We start from the raw sequence: 15,263 nt of genomic DNA on the forward strand, positions 1-15,263 counted from the left end.
ATGATCGGGGTGTCGGGGCCGATCTGGAGGGCTTCGCGGACTTCTTCGGGCTGGTAGGGCTGGTGTCCGTCGAAGCCGTTGAGGGCGATGACGAACGGCAGGCCGCTGTTCTCGAAGTAGTCGACGGCGGGGAAGCAGTCGGCGAGGCGGCGGGTGTCGACGAGGACGACGGCGCCGATGGCGCCGCGGACCAGGTCGTCCCACATGAACCAGAAGCGGTCCTGGCCCGGGGTACCGAAGAGGTACAGGATCAGGTCCTGGTCCAGGGTGATGCGGCCGAAGTCCATGGCGACAGTCGTCGTCGTCTTGTCGCCGGTGTGCGTGAGGTCGTCGATGCCCGCGGACGCAGACGTCATGACGGCCTCGGTACGCAGCGGGTTGATCTCCGAGACGGCGCCGACGAACGTGGTCTTGCCCACGCCGAAGCCGCCCGCCACCACGATCTTCGCGCTGGTGGTTGAGCGGGCTGCACCGCCGCTAGAGCTTGCGAAGTCCACTGAGCACCCTTTCGAGCAGTGTCACGGCTGGCTGGCCGCCGGCGGCCTCGTCGCCGCCTGGCTGGTGAATGGCGACAAGTCCGGCCTCTGCCAGGTCGGCGACGAGGATCCGGGCAACGCCGAGAGGAATGGAGAGCAGGGCCGAGATCTCGGCGATCGACTTGATCTCGATGCACAGCCGGCAGATCCGCTGGTGCTCGGGCAACTGCCCCTGGAGCCTTGACGGATCGGCCGTGGTGCTGACCAGCGCCTCGATGGCGAGCTGGTAGCGCGGCCGGGTCCGGCCGCCGGTCATGGCGTACGGACGCACGAGCGGGTTGTGCCCGCCCGAACCGCCCGAGGACGAAGAGTGCGGGGCGCTCGGCGAACCCGCGGGGGTGTGCTGGGCCTGAGGCTGCCGGTAGGACTGCGACGCGCCCTGTCTGCTGGGGGCGGAGGGAAAGTTGAACCGGTTCTGCGCGGTGTCGCCCAGCGGCGCCTGGTGCGCGTCGTATCCGTTGTAATGGCTTGCGCCCGGGGGTGTTCCCACGTCTCCTCCTCCGACTGCCTCGCGGTCCATGTCCCTTGGAACCGCGCCACCGCACCTTACGGTGCGGTGGCGAGATACGCACTGTCTGTCTGTTAGTTGAGAAGACTTCCCTGAAGCTCCGCCCGGAGGTCAGGAGTCAGGACGCTGCCCGCCCGGTCGACCAGCAGGGCCATCTCGTAACCCACGAGACCGATGTCGGCCTCGGGGTGCGCGAGTACGGCCAGCGAGGAGCCGTCCGAGACGGACATGATGAAGAGGAAGCCGCGCTCCATCTCCACGACGGTCTGGTTGACGGCACCGCCCTCGAAGATGCGGGACGCGCCCGCGGTCAGCGAGGTCAGTCCGGAGGCGACGGCCGCCAGCTGGTCGGCTCGGTCACGAGGGAAGCCCTCGGACATCGCCAGCAGGAGTCCGTCGGCGGAGACCACCACGGTGTGGGACACCCCAGGGGTGTTGTCCACGAAGTTGGTGATCAACCAGTTCAGATTCTGCGCCGCCTGGCTCATGCTCACACTAACGCTCCTGGTTGTAGGTACTGCCCGGGCCGAGGCCCGATCCGTTCGTGTCCGTTCCCGCGTTGCGTCCCTGCTGGACGCCGCGGCGCAGGTTGCTCAACCTGCCCCGCACGTCCTCGGGTGCGCGGGAGACCTGGGGGCCGCCCTGCGGCGTCTGCTCCGCGGTGCCCTCGACCAGGTTGGCCTTCGGGACCCGTCGGGGAAGACCGGACGAGGTGACCCCGCCCGCCTTCGGGTCCTTCAGCTTCCCGGCCCGCTGCCAGCGCTCGTCGTTGGCCGAGCGCCAGGCCTCGGGGCCTTCGGCGGCGTCCTGCTGCTCTACCGACCCCGCCGGCTGCTCGGCCTGAGCCGGCTGCTGCGCCGGCGCGGGCTGCTGGGCCTGCGCGGGCGGTGCCTGTCGCTGCGCCTGCTGCGTCTGCGGGGCGACGCTGCCGCGGCGCGGCAGACCTGCGTCGGTCAGCGCGTGGCCGGCGTCCGGGGCGGGGTTCGGAGTGGGACCCGGACGGTCGAAGCCTACGCGGTCGCGGGCCTGTTCGGGAGCGGCCGGAGCAGATTCCGCTTCCGCTCCGTACTGCTGCCCGTAGCCGCCCTGGTAAGCGCTCTGCGCCGGCCACTCACCCTGCTGGGCCTGGGGATCGAACGCATTGCCGTACTGCTGGTGTTCGACTGCCGGGGCCTCGTACGAGGCTTCCGCATAGCCGGCCTGAGGGTACGCCTCGTAACCCTGCTGCGGGTACTCGCCGGTGTACTCCTGACCCTGGCCGTACTGCTGCTGCGGGTACTCCTGGTGCTGCGCGTACTCCTGCGCCTGCTCCTGGGGCTGCGCGTACTCCTGGCCCTGGCCGAAGTCCTGCTGCCCCTGGCCGTACTCCTGCGCCGCGGGCTCCGCCTCGTCGCGGAAGAGCGGACGGTCGCCGCCCTGCGCCTGGGCTTCGAGGTTCGCACGCCGGCCCTCGCGCATCAGGGAGCGGTTGACCGGGTCGAGCTCGCGCTCGCCGTCGCCCTGCTCCTCGTAACGCGAGTCGTCGAAGCCCAGATCGGCGGCGGTCAGCATCGCCTGCGGCGCCGGAGCCTCGAAGGCGGTCTGCTGCTGCTGGGGAATGATCTGCGAGACGGTGAAGTCGTCGTGGACCGGCTGCTCGCCGCCACCACCGTGCGTGATCGCGTCCGGCAGCATGACGAGCGAGGTCGTCCCGGCCTGCTCGCCCGAGGGGCGCAGCTGGACCCGGATGCCGTGCCGGTCGGCGAGGCGGCCGACCACGAAGAGGCCCATGCGCTGCGAGACGGCGGCGTCCACGGTCGGCGGGTCGGCCAGCTTGTGGTTGATGTCCGCGAAGTCCTCGGCGGTGAGGCCGATGCCCTTGTCGTGGATCTCGACCATCACGCGGCCGTCGGGGAGACGGGTCGCGGTGACGCGGACCTTGGTCTGCGGGGAGGAGAACGTGGTGGCGTTCTCCAGGAGCTCGGCGAGCAGGTGGACGAGGTCGGTCACGGCCTGGCCGTGGATCTCGGCCTCGGGCACGCCGGCCAGTTCGATGCGCTCGTACTGCTCCACCTCGGAGGAGGCGGCGCGCATGACGTCGACCAGCGGCACCGGCTGGTCCCAGCGGCGGCCCGGCTCCTCGCCGGCGAGGACGAGGAGGTTCTCGCCGTTGCGGCGCATACGGGTCGCCAGGTGGTCCAGCTTGAAGAGGTTCTCCAGCTGGTCCGGGTCGGCCTCGTTGTTCTCCAGCTCGGTGATGAGGGTCAGCTGGCCCTCGATCAGCGACTGGTTGCGGCGCGAGAGGTTGGTGAAGATCGCGTTGACGTTGCCCCGGAGCATGGCCTGCTCGGCGGCGAGCCGGACGGCCTCGCGGTGGACCTGGTCGAAGGCGCGGGCGACCTCGCCGATCTCGTCCTGCGAGTCGATCGGGATCGGCTGGACGCGGGTGTCGACCCGGCCGGGCTCGGTACGGGACAGCTGGTCGACCAGCATCGGCAGGCGCTGCTCGGCGATGCCGAAGGCCGCGGTGCGCAGCTCGCGCATCGAGCGGCTCATCTGGCGGGCCATCATCCCGGCGAGGATGAAGGCGGCGAGCAGGGCGATGACGACGGTGGCGCCGATGACCCAGGCGTCCGTCTTGGCCTCGTCGGAGATCTTGGCGGCCTCGGCCACGGCCTTGTCGACGAGTGCCTTCTCGACCTCGGTGTAGCCCTCGAACTTGGCGGTGGCGACGGCCATCCAGCTCTCGGCCGTGATGCCCTTCGACTTCAGGGCCGCCAGGGCCTCGGGGCTCTTGGCGGTGCCGATCGCGGAGGCGACGCCGGAGTAGACGGAGCCGTCCTTGCCCTTGGGCAGCTCGACGTCGGCGGCCTGCATCTGCTTCGCGCCCTCGGCGGCCTTGCCGGCCATGACCTTCTTGAGGAGCTCGACGTCCTCGGGCATACCGCCGGAGCTGTACTCGCCGAGGGCGATCTGCTCCAGGTAGTTGTACGAGTTGAAGGCCACCGACTGCTGCGCGAAGACCTCCTCCGTCCGGCTGGGCCGGACCAGGAGCTGGGTGCCGATGGAGCGCTGGAGCGACTCGGCGCCCTTGGCGAGCTGGACGGCGTAGACGCTGCGGCCGTAGGTGGTGACGTTGCCGGTGCCGAGGCCGAGCTCGTTGGAGAACTCGGTGAGGTAGTGCTGGACGCCGGTGTACCCGAGCTGGGTGTTCACCGGGTCGAGGGAGCGGCTGTACGCGACCTTGCGGAGCGCGTCGAGCTTCGGCTCCTCGTCCTTGAAGAGCCGCAGACGGCGCTCCAGGCCCTGGCCCGAGGGGAGGTTCTTGGCCGCCTCGTCGAACTTCAGACGGGCGGCGTCGGTCGCGGCGTACGCCTGCTCGACCTCGTCGGCCTTGCGGTCCTCGGGGGTCTTCGCGGCGAGGAGGGGACCGGCGGTGAGGTCGCGCTCGTTGAGGAGCGCGGTGCTGTACTCCGAGGCGGCCCGCACGATGAGGGCCGTCTTCTCGGCGTCCTGCGCCTCCTGCCAGGTGTCGATCGCTCCCTTGACCTGGAAGCCGCCCATGACGAGGCCGACGAGCACGGGTATGAGCAGGATCGCGTTCAGACGGGTGGGCACCCGCCAGTTGCGCGGCGACAGCTTGCTGGAACTGCCCGGGGCGGCCGCCGTCGGCGGCGGTGTCACGGGCACGTCCGCGGGCGACACCGCTGTGCGCGACGGCGGGGTGAAGTTGCCCCGCGTCTCCTGCTCCGCGGAGCTTTCCTTGCTGCGCCTCACTCGACCAACAACCTCTCGGCGTCGGCACCTACGTTGTGCCGGTGTTTCGTTCAGGGCCGTACTACTCGGGAGTTCATGAATTGCAGCACGTGAAGGGGGTCCGTTCCAAACAGTGGGAAGCGACCGCTTTCAGTGGTCCAGGCCTGACATAAAACGGGCATAAAGAGCGAGCCCCGCCAAATGGCGGGGCTCATGTGAGCGCAGTGACACCGATCGGATGCGTCGGGTGTCCGAGGCGCCCCAATTCTCTGTCGAAACGTTATGAACGCGGGGGCGGCCGTGTCGAAGGACACAGGTCCCCCCTCGCGGAGGCATATGACAAACGTACGGGCCCGTCCATCGTCCGACGGGCCGTCCGGTCCTGCGGCCCGCTACTTCAGACGGGCCATGAGGGCGTGCTCGACGAGGGTGATGAGCGCGCTCTTGGCGTCCGCGCGGTGGCGGGCGTCGGTGATGATGATCGGGGTGTCGGGGCCGATCTGGAGGGCTTCGCGGACTTCTTCGGGCTGGTAGGGCTGGTGTCCGTCGAAGCCGTTGAGGGCGATGACGAAGGGGAGGCCGCTGTTCTCGAAGTAGTCGACGGCGGGGAAGCAGTCGGCGAGGCGGCGGGTGTCGACGAGGACGACGGCGCCGATGGCGCCGCGGACCAGGTCGTCCCACATGAACCAGAAGCGGTCCTGGCCCGGGGTACCGAAGAGGTACAGGATCAGGTCCTGGTCCAGGGTGATGCGGCCGAAGTCCATGGCCACCGTGGTGGTGGTCTTGCCCCCGGTGTGGGTCAGGTCGTCGATCCCCGCCGAGGCGGAGGTCATGACGGCCTCGGTACGCAGCGGGTTGATCTCCGAGACGGCGCCGACGAACGTGGTCTTGCCCACGCCGAAGCCGCCCGCCACGACGATCTTCGCGCTGGTGGTCGACCGGCCGGCAGAGCCGGCGCCGCCGCTAGAGCTTGCGAAGTCCACTGAGCACCCTTTCGAGCAGTGTCACGTCCGGCGTGCCGCCGGTCTCTCCGTTGCCCGGCTGGTGGATCGCCACCATGCCGGCCTCTGCCAGGTCGGCGACGAGGATCCTGGCGACACCGAGCGGCATCGAAAGCAGCGCCGACACCTCGGCCACCGACTTGACCTCACGGCACAGGTGGCAGATGCGCTGGTGCTCCGGCAGCAGTGTGGCGAGGTGCGCCGGGTCGGCCGTGGTGCTGACCAGCGCCTCGATGGCGAGCTGGTAGCGCGGCCGGGTCCGGCCGCCGGTCATCGCGTAAGGACGCACCAGCGGCTGGTCGCCCTCGTATCCGTACTCGTCGACTGAGGCGCCGTACGGATCGTGAGAGGCGGGGGGCGGGGTCATGAATCCTCCGGGCGTGACAGCGAACTTCCGCCGTCTGATGGGGCCGGTGGGGGGCCGGATGGGGCGGCCGGACGATGAACATGTCGAGGGCGGTACGGAGGGGCGTACCGCCCTTTTGGTGTGACGGGTCTGCTAGTGGAGCAGGCTGCCCTGGAGCTCCGCGCGGAGATCCGGGGTGAGGACGCTGCCGGCCCGGTCGACCAGCAGCGCCATCTCGTAGCCCACGAGGCCGATGTCGCACTCGGGGTGGGCGAGCACGGCCAGCGAGGAGCCGTCGGAGACCTGCATGAGGAAGAGGAAGCCGCGCTCCATCTCCACCACGGTCTGCGCGACGGGGCCCCCCTCGAAGATCCGGGACGCACCCGCGGTCAGCGAGGTCAGTCCGGATGCGACCGCCGCGAGCTGGTCGGCGCGGTCGCGGGGGAATCCTTCGGACATGGCCAGCAGGAGTCCGTCGGCGGAGACCACCACTGTGTGGGACACCCCGGGGGTGTTGTCCACGAAGTTGGTGATCAACCAGTTCAGATTCTGCGCCGCCTGGCTCATCGCGTTCAACTAACGCTCCTGCTGATGGTTCGGACCGAGGTGGTGGTTACCCGTGGTCGAGTTACCGGCCTGTCGGCCCTGCTGGATGCCGCGGCGCAGATTGGTGAGCCTGCCGCGGACGTCGTCGGGTGCACGCGAGACCTGGGGGCCGGCCGTGTGCGCCTGCTCCTGTGCGGTCCCGGGTACGAGGTTGGCCTTCGGCACGCGCCGGGGAAGACCGGAGGTGGTGACGCCGCCGGCCGCGGGCTTGCGCACCCGCTCGGCCTGACGCACCAACTCGTCGTTGGGCGAGGTCCGCCAGGCGGCCCCGCCGTTCTGCCGGCCGTCACCGGCACCGGCCGGGCCTCCGGCCGGACGCTGTGCGGCCGGAGCCTGACCCTGCGGGGCGGCCGGGGCCTGACCCTGCTGCGCGGCCTGCTGCTGACCCTGCTCCTGGTGGAACCAGTTGGTCTCCAGCGTGTCGTACAGCGGGGTACGACCGTCGCCCGCACCGGCCGGCGGCAGCGCCTCCGGACGGCGGGGCTGCTGGAGCTGCGGCTGACGCGGCTGCTCGGCCTGCTCGTTCGCCGGACGCGGGGCACCGAAGTCGGCGCCGCCGGTCCGCTGCCGCGGGGCCGGAGCCTGCTGCTGGGCCTGCTGGGCCTGCTGGGCCTGCGGGACGTACGGCTGCTGGCCGAACTGCTGCTGCTGGCCGCCCTGGTAGCCCTGCTGCTGCTGTGCGTGCTGGGGCTGCTGGGGCGCCTGCTGCGGTGCGCCGAAGTCCGGGCGCGGGAACTGACCGGTGGAGCCGGGACCCTGCGCCGCACCGAAGTCGGGACGCGGGAACTGGCCCGTGGAGCCGGGACCCTGCGGCGCACCGAAGTCGGGGCGCGGGAACTGCGCCGTCGACGCCGGGTCCTGCACACCGCCCTGGTACGCCTGGATCTGCGGGGCCTGAGGCGCCTGCTGACCCTGCGGGGCCTGCTGCGGCGCGCCGAAGTCGGGACGCGGGAACTGGCCCGTGGAACCGGGACCCTGAGGGGCCGCCGGAGCCGCGTACCGGCCCGTCGTCTCCGGGTCCTCGTGACCGCGCGGGGCGTCCAGCGGGCTCATCTCCTGCTGCGGGCGCCGGACCGGCTGCTGCGCCGGGTCGTTGCCCCAGCTCGCGGCCTGCGGGCGCTGCGGCTGCGGGTTGCCGCCCGGCAGCTCGGCGCGCGGGGCGCCGTAGGCGGCGGCCTGCTCGCCCTGCGGAGCCTGCGGGGTCTGCTGTTGAGCACCCGGTCCGGCCTGTCGGCCGCCCTGGTTGCCCCACACGTCCGTACGGGACGGGATGGCGCTCGCGGCACCGCCGATGAGACCGCCCGCGCCGGGGGCCGGACGCAGCGGGTCCTGCTGCGGGGCCTGCGGAGCCTGGGGGACCTGCGGCAGCTGCCCGGTCTGGTCCAGCTGCGCGTGCTGCGGCTGCTGGGTACGGGACGGCTGGGGGCCACCCGTGAGCGGCGCGCCGTCACGGCCGGGCAGCGCGGCGCGCGGAGCGCCCGTACCGACCTGACCGCGGGCGGCACCGGCACCGAGCCGGCCGGCCGCCGACGAGGGCGCACCGCCGGGAGCACCGGGACCGCCGGGGCGTCCGCCGCCGGGGCCGCCGGCCGGGCCGGGGCCGCCGGGGAGCCTGCCGCCGGGAGCCGAGGCGCCCGGGGGCATCGCGCCCTGGCCGCCGCCCGGCTTGGGCATGGGCTTCCTGCCGCCCTGGGCGACGTCGACCGGAAGCATGACGAGCGCGGTGGTGCCGCCCGAGTCGGAGGGCCGCAGCTGGATCCGGATGCCGTGTCGCAGGGACAGGCGGCCGACCACGAAGAGACCCATGCGGCGGGAGACCGAGACGTCCACGGTGGGCGGCGATGCGAGCCGCTCGTTGATCGCGGCGAGGTCCTCGGGGGAGAGGCCGATGCCGGTGTCGTGGATCTCGACGAGTACGCGGCCGTCGGGCAGCGCGTGACCGGTGACGCGGACCTTGGTCTGCGGGGAGGAGAACGAGGTGGCGTTCTCCAGCAGCTCGGCGAGGAGGTGCACGAGGTCGTTGACGACCCGGCCGGCGACCTCGGTCGCCGGGACCGCGGCCAGCTCGATGCGCTCGTACTGCTCCACCTCGGAGGCGGCGGCGCGGAGCACGTCGACCAGCGGGACGGGGCGGGTCCAGCGTCGGCCCGGCTCCTCGCCGGCGAGGACGAGGAGGTTCTCGCCGTTCCGGCGCATACGGGTCGCGAGGTGGTCCAGCTTGAACAGCGAGGACAGCTGGTCCGGGTCGGCCTCGCGGGACTCCAGCTCGGAGATGAGCGAGAGCTGACGCTGGATGAGGCCCTGGGAGCGGCGCGAGAGGTTGGTGAACATCGCGTTGACGTTGCCCCGGAGGAGGGCCTGCTCGGCGGCGAGACGGACGGCCTCGCGGTGCACGTCGTCGAAGGCCGCGGCCACCTGGCCGATCTCGTCCCGGGAGTGCACACCGACGGACTCGACGGAGGTGTCGACGTCCTGCGGGTCCGACTCGGAGAGCTGCTTGACGAGCTCGGGCAGTCGGTCCTGGGCGACCTTGGTCGCGGTGTCCTGGAGCCGGCGCAGCGAGCGGATCATGGACCGGGCCACGATGAAGGCGCCGATGAGCGAGACACCGAGGACGAGGAGGATCAGGGCACCGTTGATGACGGCGTCGCGCTGGGCTTCCTGCCGCAGCTGACGCGCCATGGTCTCCATCTCACCGAGCAGGATGAGCTCGATGCGGTTCATGGCGGTGATCTTGGTGCCGTACTCGTCGGTGAAGTTCAGGTGACCGCGCGGAGTGCCGCCGGGCATCGCCTCGTCCGACTTCAGCACGCGCTCGGCGTACTTCTCGGCGGCGGTGATCGACGGGTCGCCGGTGTTGAGGACGGCGGTCAGCTCCTCGGCGTCGCCGCCGGTGTTCTCGTAGATCGCCCGGAAGGACTTGAGCTCGACGCCCTCGGAGTTGAAGGCGGCCTCGCCGTAGAGGCGGTCACCCTGCTGGATCTTGCCGCGGGTCTTGTCGCTCGGGGGGAGCGCGCCGGCGATGATCGCCTGCTGGATGGAGGCGTACTCCTTGGCGGACGAGAAGGCGGCGAGCGCCCGGGTCCGCTTGATCATCTCGGGGTTGCTGGTCGCCTGCGCCATGTCCTGGGACAGGCTGAGCAGCGAACGGATGAGACGGCTGTACGCCTCGACCGTCACCGAGTGGGAGACGCCCTTCTCGTAGGCGTTGCCACGGATCGTGTGGAGCCCGATGACCTGAGAGGCGATCTGGTTGACGTTCTGGCGGATGCTCCGCAGCGCGTCGTCGTTCTCGGCGTTCGGGATCTCGTTGGTGGCGTCGAGGAAGTCCTTGTACTCGCGGTCCGTCCGCTTGCGCGGGGTCGCGATCTGGTAGTCGCTGGTGGGCCTGCCGTTGGCCAGCGGGCCGGCGGAGAGGTCGCGCTCGGCCTGGAGGGCCTGGGCGAGACCGGTCGCCTCACGGGTCAGCTTGGTCAGCAGCTGCATGTGGTCGAGCTGCTCGATGTCCTTGAGCGACTCGCTGATGCGGATACCGCCCAGGGAGGTGGCCGCGACCACGGGCAGGGTCAGCAGGGCGACGAGACGCGTCGAGATGCGCCAGTTGCGCAGGGCTATTCGCGGCCCGACCTCGTTCTCGGACCTGGTCTTGGGCGTGGCTGGAGCCGCGGCGGACTCGGTCGGTGCGGCCTTGGCGCTCGTGCGCCTGCCCTCACCGCCGTCGCCGGTCGGTCCCTGACCCTGGTTGGGGGTGTGCGAGGCCGAGGGACCGCGGTCGGTCCCGGCACGCGGTTCCTGCTCCGCCGGAGCTTCGGCTCGGCCCTGACGGGCCTGGGGAGACCCCGAGCCATCCCTCTTGAAACGTCCCTGCACTAGCGTCGCAACCTCTGGACCAGGCGTCCTTCCGGGTGAACGGAGAGGACGGTGTCGGCGTCGTGGGGACGCAGGATGCGCCCCATGGTGGTCGTCGGTGACCGGCGCAGTTCCCCCTTCCCCGCCACTCGGAACCGGCGCTGCGTTGCGCCCCCTGCGCGCCGGCTTGAAACCCGCGACGGTGCGTGGAATTCCAGCACAGTGCCGGATCTCCAACAAGGGCCCCGTGTCGTGCGCGTAGGGGGATGACAACCCGTACTCGACGTGTCACCCCATGTAGAAGATGATCACGGAGGTTTCGGACTTTTCCCCTCCAATGTCTCCGCGTACCCGTGTGTCCCAGTCGCCATGATCAGGAGCGGAATAGAGCATTCAGTGCCGTAATGCCCGTTTCCGTGACGGCTCATGGCAGTCCGTAATGCCCGGAATGTGGAGTGATTGGTGAGCAAACTCACACGATGATCGATGTCTTAGCCATGCATTCGAAGGGAATCGCATGTTTAGCCTGACGCTTTACACGATGCTCGCGCGCCCGCAAGGGCGCCCCTCCCGGGACAGGGTCTGAACACCGCCATGAACGACACGAAGACCGCGACGCTCCACAAGACGGCCAACCCGCGCCGCTCCACCCTCGCCCACCTCGAGGACGCCGCGCAGCTCGGCCGGGCCTTCCTGCCGGAGTACGCCGCCGAACTCCCCGGGCAGACGGCCAACCCGCGCCGCACCGTCCTCATGACGGCCCCCGCCCCCTACGAGCCGGCCCCGTACGCCTCCGCCTCCCGCTGACACCGCCGACACCGCCGGTCGGCCGCCCCCTCGCCGCGTTAGCCTGGAGCGTCAGACTCCAGCCAGTACCAAGTGAGGGGCGACAGCACTCGTGCGCATCGCCAGATTCTCCATCGACGGCAATGTGGCCTTCGGCGCCGTCGAGGGCGAGGGAACCGTCGAGTCCGGCGGCCTCGTCCTCGACATCATCAAGGGCATCCCGTACACCGACTTCGAGCTCAGCGGCACCAAGGTCCCGCTCAGCAAGGTACGGCTCCTGCCGCCCGTGCTCCCCAACAAGGTCGTGGGCATCGGCCGCAACTACGCGGAGCACGCCGCCGAACTCGGCAACGAGGTCCCCGACGTACCCGTCGCCTTCTTCAAGCCCACCACCTCGGTGATCGGCTCCGGCGACGCCATCGAGTACCCCTCCTTCTCCAACGAGCTGCACCACGAGGCCGAGCTGGCCGTGGTCATCGGCCGCATGTGCCGTGAGGTGCCCCGCGAGCGCGTGAAGGACGTCATCTTCGGCTACACCTGCGCCAATGACGTCACCGCCCGCGACGCCCAGCAGCGCGAGAAGCAGTGGGCCCGCGCCAAGGGCTTCGACACCTCCTGCCCCCTGGGCCCCTGGGTGGAGACGGACCTCGACCCGAGCGACCTGACCATCCAGGCCACGGTCAACGGCGAACAGCGCCAGCTGGGTCGGACGAGCGACATGATCCGCTCCATCGAGGACCTGGTCGTCCACATCAGCGAGGCCATGACGCTGCTCCCGGGCGACGTCATCCTCACCGGTACCCCCGCCGGGGTCGGCCCCCTCAACGTCGGCGACGAGGTCGCCGTCACCATCGAAGGCATCGGCACTCTCACCAATAAGGTGATCAAGCGTGGCTAACGCGAACATCCGCGTCCGTTTCTGTCCCTCGCCGACCGGCAACCCCCACGTGGGCCTGGTCCGCACCGCTCTCTTCAACTGGGCCTTCGCCCGGCACAACGAGGGCACCATGGTCTTCCGCATCGAGGACACCGACGCGGCCCGCGACTCCGAGGAGTCGTACGACCAGCTGCTCGACTCGCTGCGCTGGCTCGGGCTCGACTGGGACGAGGGCCCGGAGATCGGCGGCCCGCACGCGCCGTACCGCCAGTCGCAGCGGATGGACATCTACAAGGACGTCGCCGAGAAGCTGCTCGCCGGTGGCTACGCGTACCCCTGCTACTGCACCACCGAGGAGCTCGACGAGCGCCGCGCCGCCGCCCGCGCCGCCGGCCGCCCCTCCGGCTACGACGGCCACTGCCGCGACCTCACCGCCGAGCAGAAGGCCGCGTACGAGGCCGAGGGCCGCGTGTCGATCGTCCGCTTCCGGATGCCCGACGAGCCGATCACCTTCACCGACCTGGTCCGCGGCGAGCTCACCTTCACCCCGGACAACGTCCCGGACTACGGCATCGTGCGCGCCAACGGCGCCCCGCTGTACACCCTGGTCAACCCGGTCGACGACGCCCTGATGGCGATCACCCACGTCCTGCGCGGCGAGGACCTGCTCTCCTCCACCCCGCGCCAGATCGCGCTCTACAAGGCGCTGATCGAGCTGGGCGTCGCCCAGGAGATCCCCGCCTTCGGCCACCTGCCGTACGTCATGGGCGAGGGCAACAAGAAGCTCTCCAAGCGCGACCCGGAGGCCTCCCTCAACCTCTACCGGGAGCGCGGCTTCCTCCCCGAGGGCCTCCTGAACTACCTCTCCCTGCTCGGCTGGTCCTTCTCCGCCGACCAGGACATCTTCACCATCCCCGAGATGGTGGCGAAGTTCGACATCGCCGACGTCAACGCCAACCCGGCGCGCTTCGACCTCAAGAAGGCCGAGTCGATCAACGCGGACCACATCCGCATGCTCGACGTGAAGGCCTTCGCCGAGGCCTGCGAGCCCTGGCTCAAGGCCCCGCACGCCAACTGGGCGCCCGAGGACTTCGACCGCGCCGCCTGGGAGGCCATCGCGCCGCACGCCCAGACCCGGATGACGGTCCTCTCGGAGATCACGGCCAACGTCGACTTCCTCTTCCTCCCCGAGCCGGTCTTCGACCAGCCCTCGTGGGACAAGGCGATGAAGGGCGAGCCGGCCGCGCTGCTCACGACCGCCCGCGAGAAGCTCGTGGACGCCGACTGGAGCGACCCCGAGTCCCTCAAGAACGCGGTCCTGGCCGCCGGCGAGGCCCACGGCCTCAAGCTCGGCAAGGCCCAGGCCCCCGTCCGTGTCGCCGTCACCGGCCGCACGGTCGGCCTGCCCCTCTTCGAGTCCCTGGAGATCCTGGGCAAGGAGAAGTCCCTGGCGCGCATCGACGCCGCGCTGGCGAAGCTCGCCGGCTGAGCCTCGTACGCCCGTCCCCGGGGGCGACGACCGGGAACCTCCGGTCGTCGCCCCCGAGGCGTTCCCGGGCCGGACGAAACCCCCGCGCGGGGCGGGGGAGCGGCGGTACGGTCGTGGCATGAGCATCCGCGCCGTCCTGTGGGACGTGGACGACACGATCTTCGATTACGAGGGCGCCGACCGCGCCGGCATGCGCGGGCACCTGACGGCCGAAGGTCTCCTCGACGGGTACGACTCCGTCGACCAGGCCCTGGAACGCTGGAAGGAGCTCACGGAGCTGCACTGGCGCCGCTTCGAGATCGAGGGCGGCGACTTCCAGGACCAGCGGCGGGCCCGCGTCCGGGACTTCCTCGGGGCGCCGGAGCTCACCGCCGCCGGGGCCGACGACTGGTTCGACCGGTACGTCGTCCACTACCAGGCCGCCTGGGAGCTCTTCCCCGACGCGCTGCCCGTCCTCGACCTGCTCGCGGACGACTACCGGCACGCGGTCCTCTCGAACTCCAGCATCCACGCCCAGGAGCCCAAGCTCCGCGCCCTGGGCGTGCGCGACCGCTTCGAGGCCGTTCTCTGCGCCGCCGAGCTCGGGGTCGCCAAGCCGGCGCCCGAGGCCTTCCACGCCGCCTGCACGGCCCTCGGCCTGGCCCCGGAGGAGATCGCGTACGTCGGGGACCAGCCCGACATCGACGCGCGGGGCGCGGGCGAGGCGGGGCTCCTGGGCATCTGGCTGGACCGCGCGGACACCGGCGGCAGGCCCGAGCTGCGACGGATCACGGACCTCGGCCAGCTCCCCGCCCTGCTCCGCGGGGATACCCGTTTTGGAGCACCGTCCACCTTCAGGTAATGTTCTTTCTGCGCCGAGGGGAACAAGCCGAAAGGCAAGAGCCCGGAAAGCGCAAGCCGAGCAAGGTTCTCCCTGGTGGGGACGTTGCCACGGTGGCCTATGGTGTAATTGGCAGCACGACGGTTTCTGGTTCCGTTAGTCTTGGTTCGAGTCCAGGTAGGCCAGCTCGCAGAGCTTAATCTGCAACTCGTGGATGGCATCCACAAAGCCCCCGTTGTGTAGCGGCCTAGCACGCCGCCCTCTCAAGGCGGTAGCGCCGGTTCGAATCCGGTCGGGGGTACAGATCCATCCCGTGGATCACTTGGGTAGCTCCCGGTGAATCCGCGGTGACATCACCCGGCGCATGCCGGGTGGGATCGCTAGGGCCCCCGTTGTGTAGCGGCCTAGCACGCCGCCCTCTCAAGGCGGTAGCGCCGGTTCGAATCCGGTCGGGGGTACGGTGTAACCACCATGGCCTATGGTGTAATTGGCAACACTACGGTTTCTGGTACCGTCATTCTTGGTTCGAGTCCAGGTAGGCCAGCTCGCAGAGCTCAATCTGCACCTGCGGATCTGATCCGCAAAGGCCCCCGTTGTGTAGCGGCCTAGCACGCCGCCCTCTCAAGGCGGTAGCGCCGGTTCGAATCCGGTCGGGGGTACAGAACGAAGAAGCCCTTCCCTTCGGGGGAGGGCTTCTTCGCTGTTCGGCA

12 protein-coding genes and 5 tRNA genes are annotated in these 15,263 nt (G+C 70.3%); 9 read left to right on the forward strand and 8 right to left on the reverse strand.

The window, feature by feature from the left end; all coding sequences use genetic code 11:
* From ACFC0G_RS30805 to ACFC0G_RS30840, 8 genes are all read right to left on the reverse strand, one after another.
* The coding region (locus ACFC0G_RS30805) for an ATP/GTP-binding protein (protein WP_376409424.1) at window positions 1-497 on the reverse strand (497 nt) is incomplete at its 3' end.
* A complete protein-coding gene (locus ACFC0G_RS30810) occupies window positions 478-1,026 on the reverse strand; it encodes a DUF742 domain-containing protein (protein ID WP_376409427.1) in 549 nt (182 codons plus the stop codon). The genes ACFC0G_RS30805 and ACFC0G_RS30810, both read right to left, overlap by 20 nt.
* Window positions 1,027-1,118: 92 nt before the next feature.
* Window positions 1,119-1,532, reverse strand: coding sequence for a roadblock/LC7 domain-containing protein (locus ACFC0G_RS30815; RefSeq protein WP_053725133.1), 414 nt, complete (start codon window positions 1,530-1,532; stop codon window positions 1,119-1,121).
* A 7-nt stretch (window positions 1,533-1,539) separates the two neighbouring features.
* Window positions 1,540-4,800: a nitrate- and nitrite sensing domain-containing protein gene (locus ACFC0G_RS30820; protein ID WP_376409430.1), complete on the reverse strand. Its 3,261-nt coding sequence runs from the start codon at window positions 4,798-4,800 to the stop codon at window positions 1,540-1,542.
* A gap of 371 nt (window positions 4,801-5,171) precedes the next feature.
* Entirely contained in the window at window positions 5,172-5,762 is a 591-nt protein-coding gene (locus tag ACFC0G_RS30825; RefSeq protein WP_024756255.1) for an ATP/GTP-binding protein, read from the reverse strand.
* On the reverse strand, window positions 5,743-6,147 hold the full coding sequence (locus tag ACFC0G_RS30830; RefSeq protein WP_024756254.1) for a DUF742 domain-containing protein: 405 nt from the start codon (window positions 6,145-6,147) through the stop codon (window positions 5,743-5,745). Before ACFC0G_RS30830 ends, ACFC0G_RS30825 begins: the two co-directional genes overlap by 20 nt.
* Window positions 6,148-6,279: 132 nt before the next feature.
* Window positions 6,280-6,693 (reverse strand): roadblock/LC7 domain-containing protein, encoded by a 414-nt coding sequence (locus ACFC0G_RS30835; RefSeq protein ID WP_015036421.1) that lies wholly within the window; start codon window positions 6,691-6,693, stop codon window positions 6,280-6,282.
* A gap of 9 nt (window positions 6,694-6,702) precedes the next feature.
* On the reverse strand, window positions 6,703-10,602 hold the full coding sequence (locus tag ACFC0G_RS30840; RefSeq protein ID WP_376409435.1) for a nitrate- and nitrite sensing domain-containing protein: 3,900 nt from the start codon (window positions 10,600-10,602) through the stop codon (window positions 6,703-6,705).
* A gap of 573 nt (window positions 10,603-11,175) precedes the next feature.
* Here ACFC0G_RS30840 and ACFC0G_RS30845 point away from each other — a divergent pair.
* The 9 genes from ACFC0G_RS30845 to ACFC0G_RS30885 all read left to right on the forward strand — a co-directional run bounded on the left by ACFC0G_RS30845 (window position 11,176) and on the right by ACFC0G_RS30885 (window position 15,212).
* Window positions 11,176-11,388 (forward strand): hypothetical protein, encoded by a 213-nt coding sequence (locus ACFC0G_RS30845; RefSeq protein ID WP_376409438.1) that lies wholly within the window; start codon window positions 11,176-11,178, stop codon window positions 11,386-11,388.
* 91 nt (window positions 11,389-11,479) lie between these two features.
* Window positions 11,480-12,265, forward strand: a complete 786-nt coding sequence (locus ACFC0G_RS30850; RefSeq protein WP_376409440.1) for a fumarylacetoacetate hydrolase family protein — start codon at window positions 11,480-11,482, stop codon at window positions 12,263-12,265.
* Entirely contained in the window at window positions 12,258-13,733 is a 1,476-nt protein-coding gene (gene gltX / locus ACFC0G_RS30855; protein ID WP_376409443.1) for a glutamate--tRNA ligase, read from the forward strand. The genes ACFC0G_RS30850 and gltX overlap by 8 nt, the downstream gene beginning before the upstream one ends.
* A gap of 118 nt (window positions 13,734-13,851) precedes the next feature.
* Window positions 13,852-14,574: an HAD family hydrolase gene (locus ACFC0G_RS30860; RefSeq protein ID WP_376409446.1), complete on the forward strand. Its 723-nt coding sequence runs from the start codon at window positions 13,852-13,854 to the stop codon at window positions 14,572-14,574.
* Window positions 14,575-14,667: 93 nt separating this feature from the next.
* A tRNA-Gln gene (locus ACFC0G_RS30865) sits at window positions 14,668-14,739 on the forward strand.
* A gap of 42 nt (window positions 14,740-14,781) precedes the next feature.
* Window positions 14,782-14,854, forward strand: a tRNA-Glu gene (locus ACFC0G_RS30870).
* Between the two features lie 84 nt (window positions 14,855-14,938).
* Window positions 14,939-15,011 (forward strand) — tRNA-Glu (locus ACFC0G_RS30875).
* 14 nt (window positions 15,012-15,025) lie between these two features.
* A tRNA-Gln gene (locus ACFC0G_RS30880) sits at window positions 15,026-15,097 on the forward strand.
* Between the two features lie 42 nt (window positions 15,098-15,139).
* A tRNA-Glu gene (locus ACFC0G_RS30885) sits at window positions 15,140-15,212 on the forward strand.
* Window positions 15,213-15,263 lie beyond the last annotated feature (51 nt).

It is taken from the genome of Streptomyces sp. NPDC056169, from assembly GCF_042268445.1.
Lineage (GTDB): Bacteria > Actinomycetota > Actinomycetes > Streptomycetales > Streptomycetaceae > Streptomyces.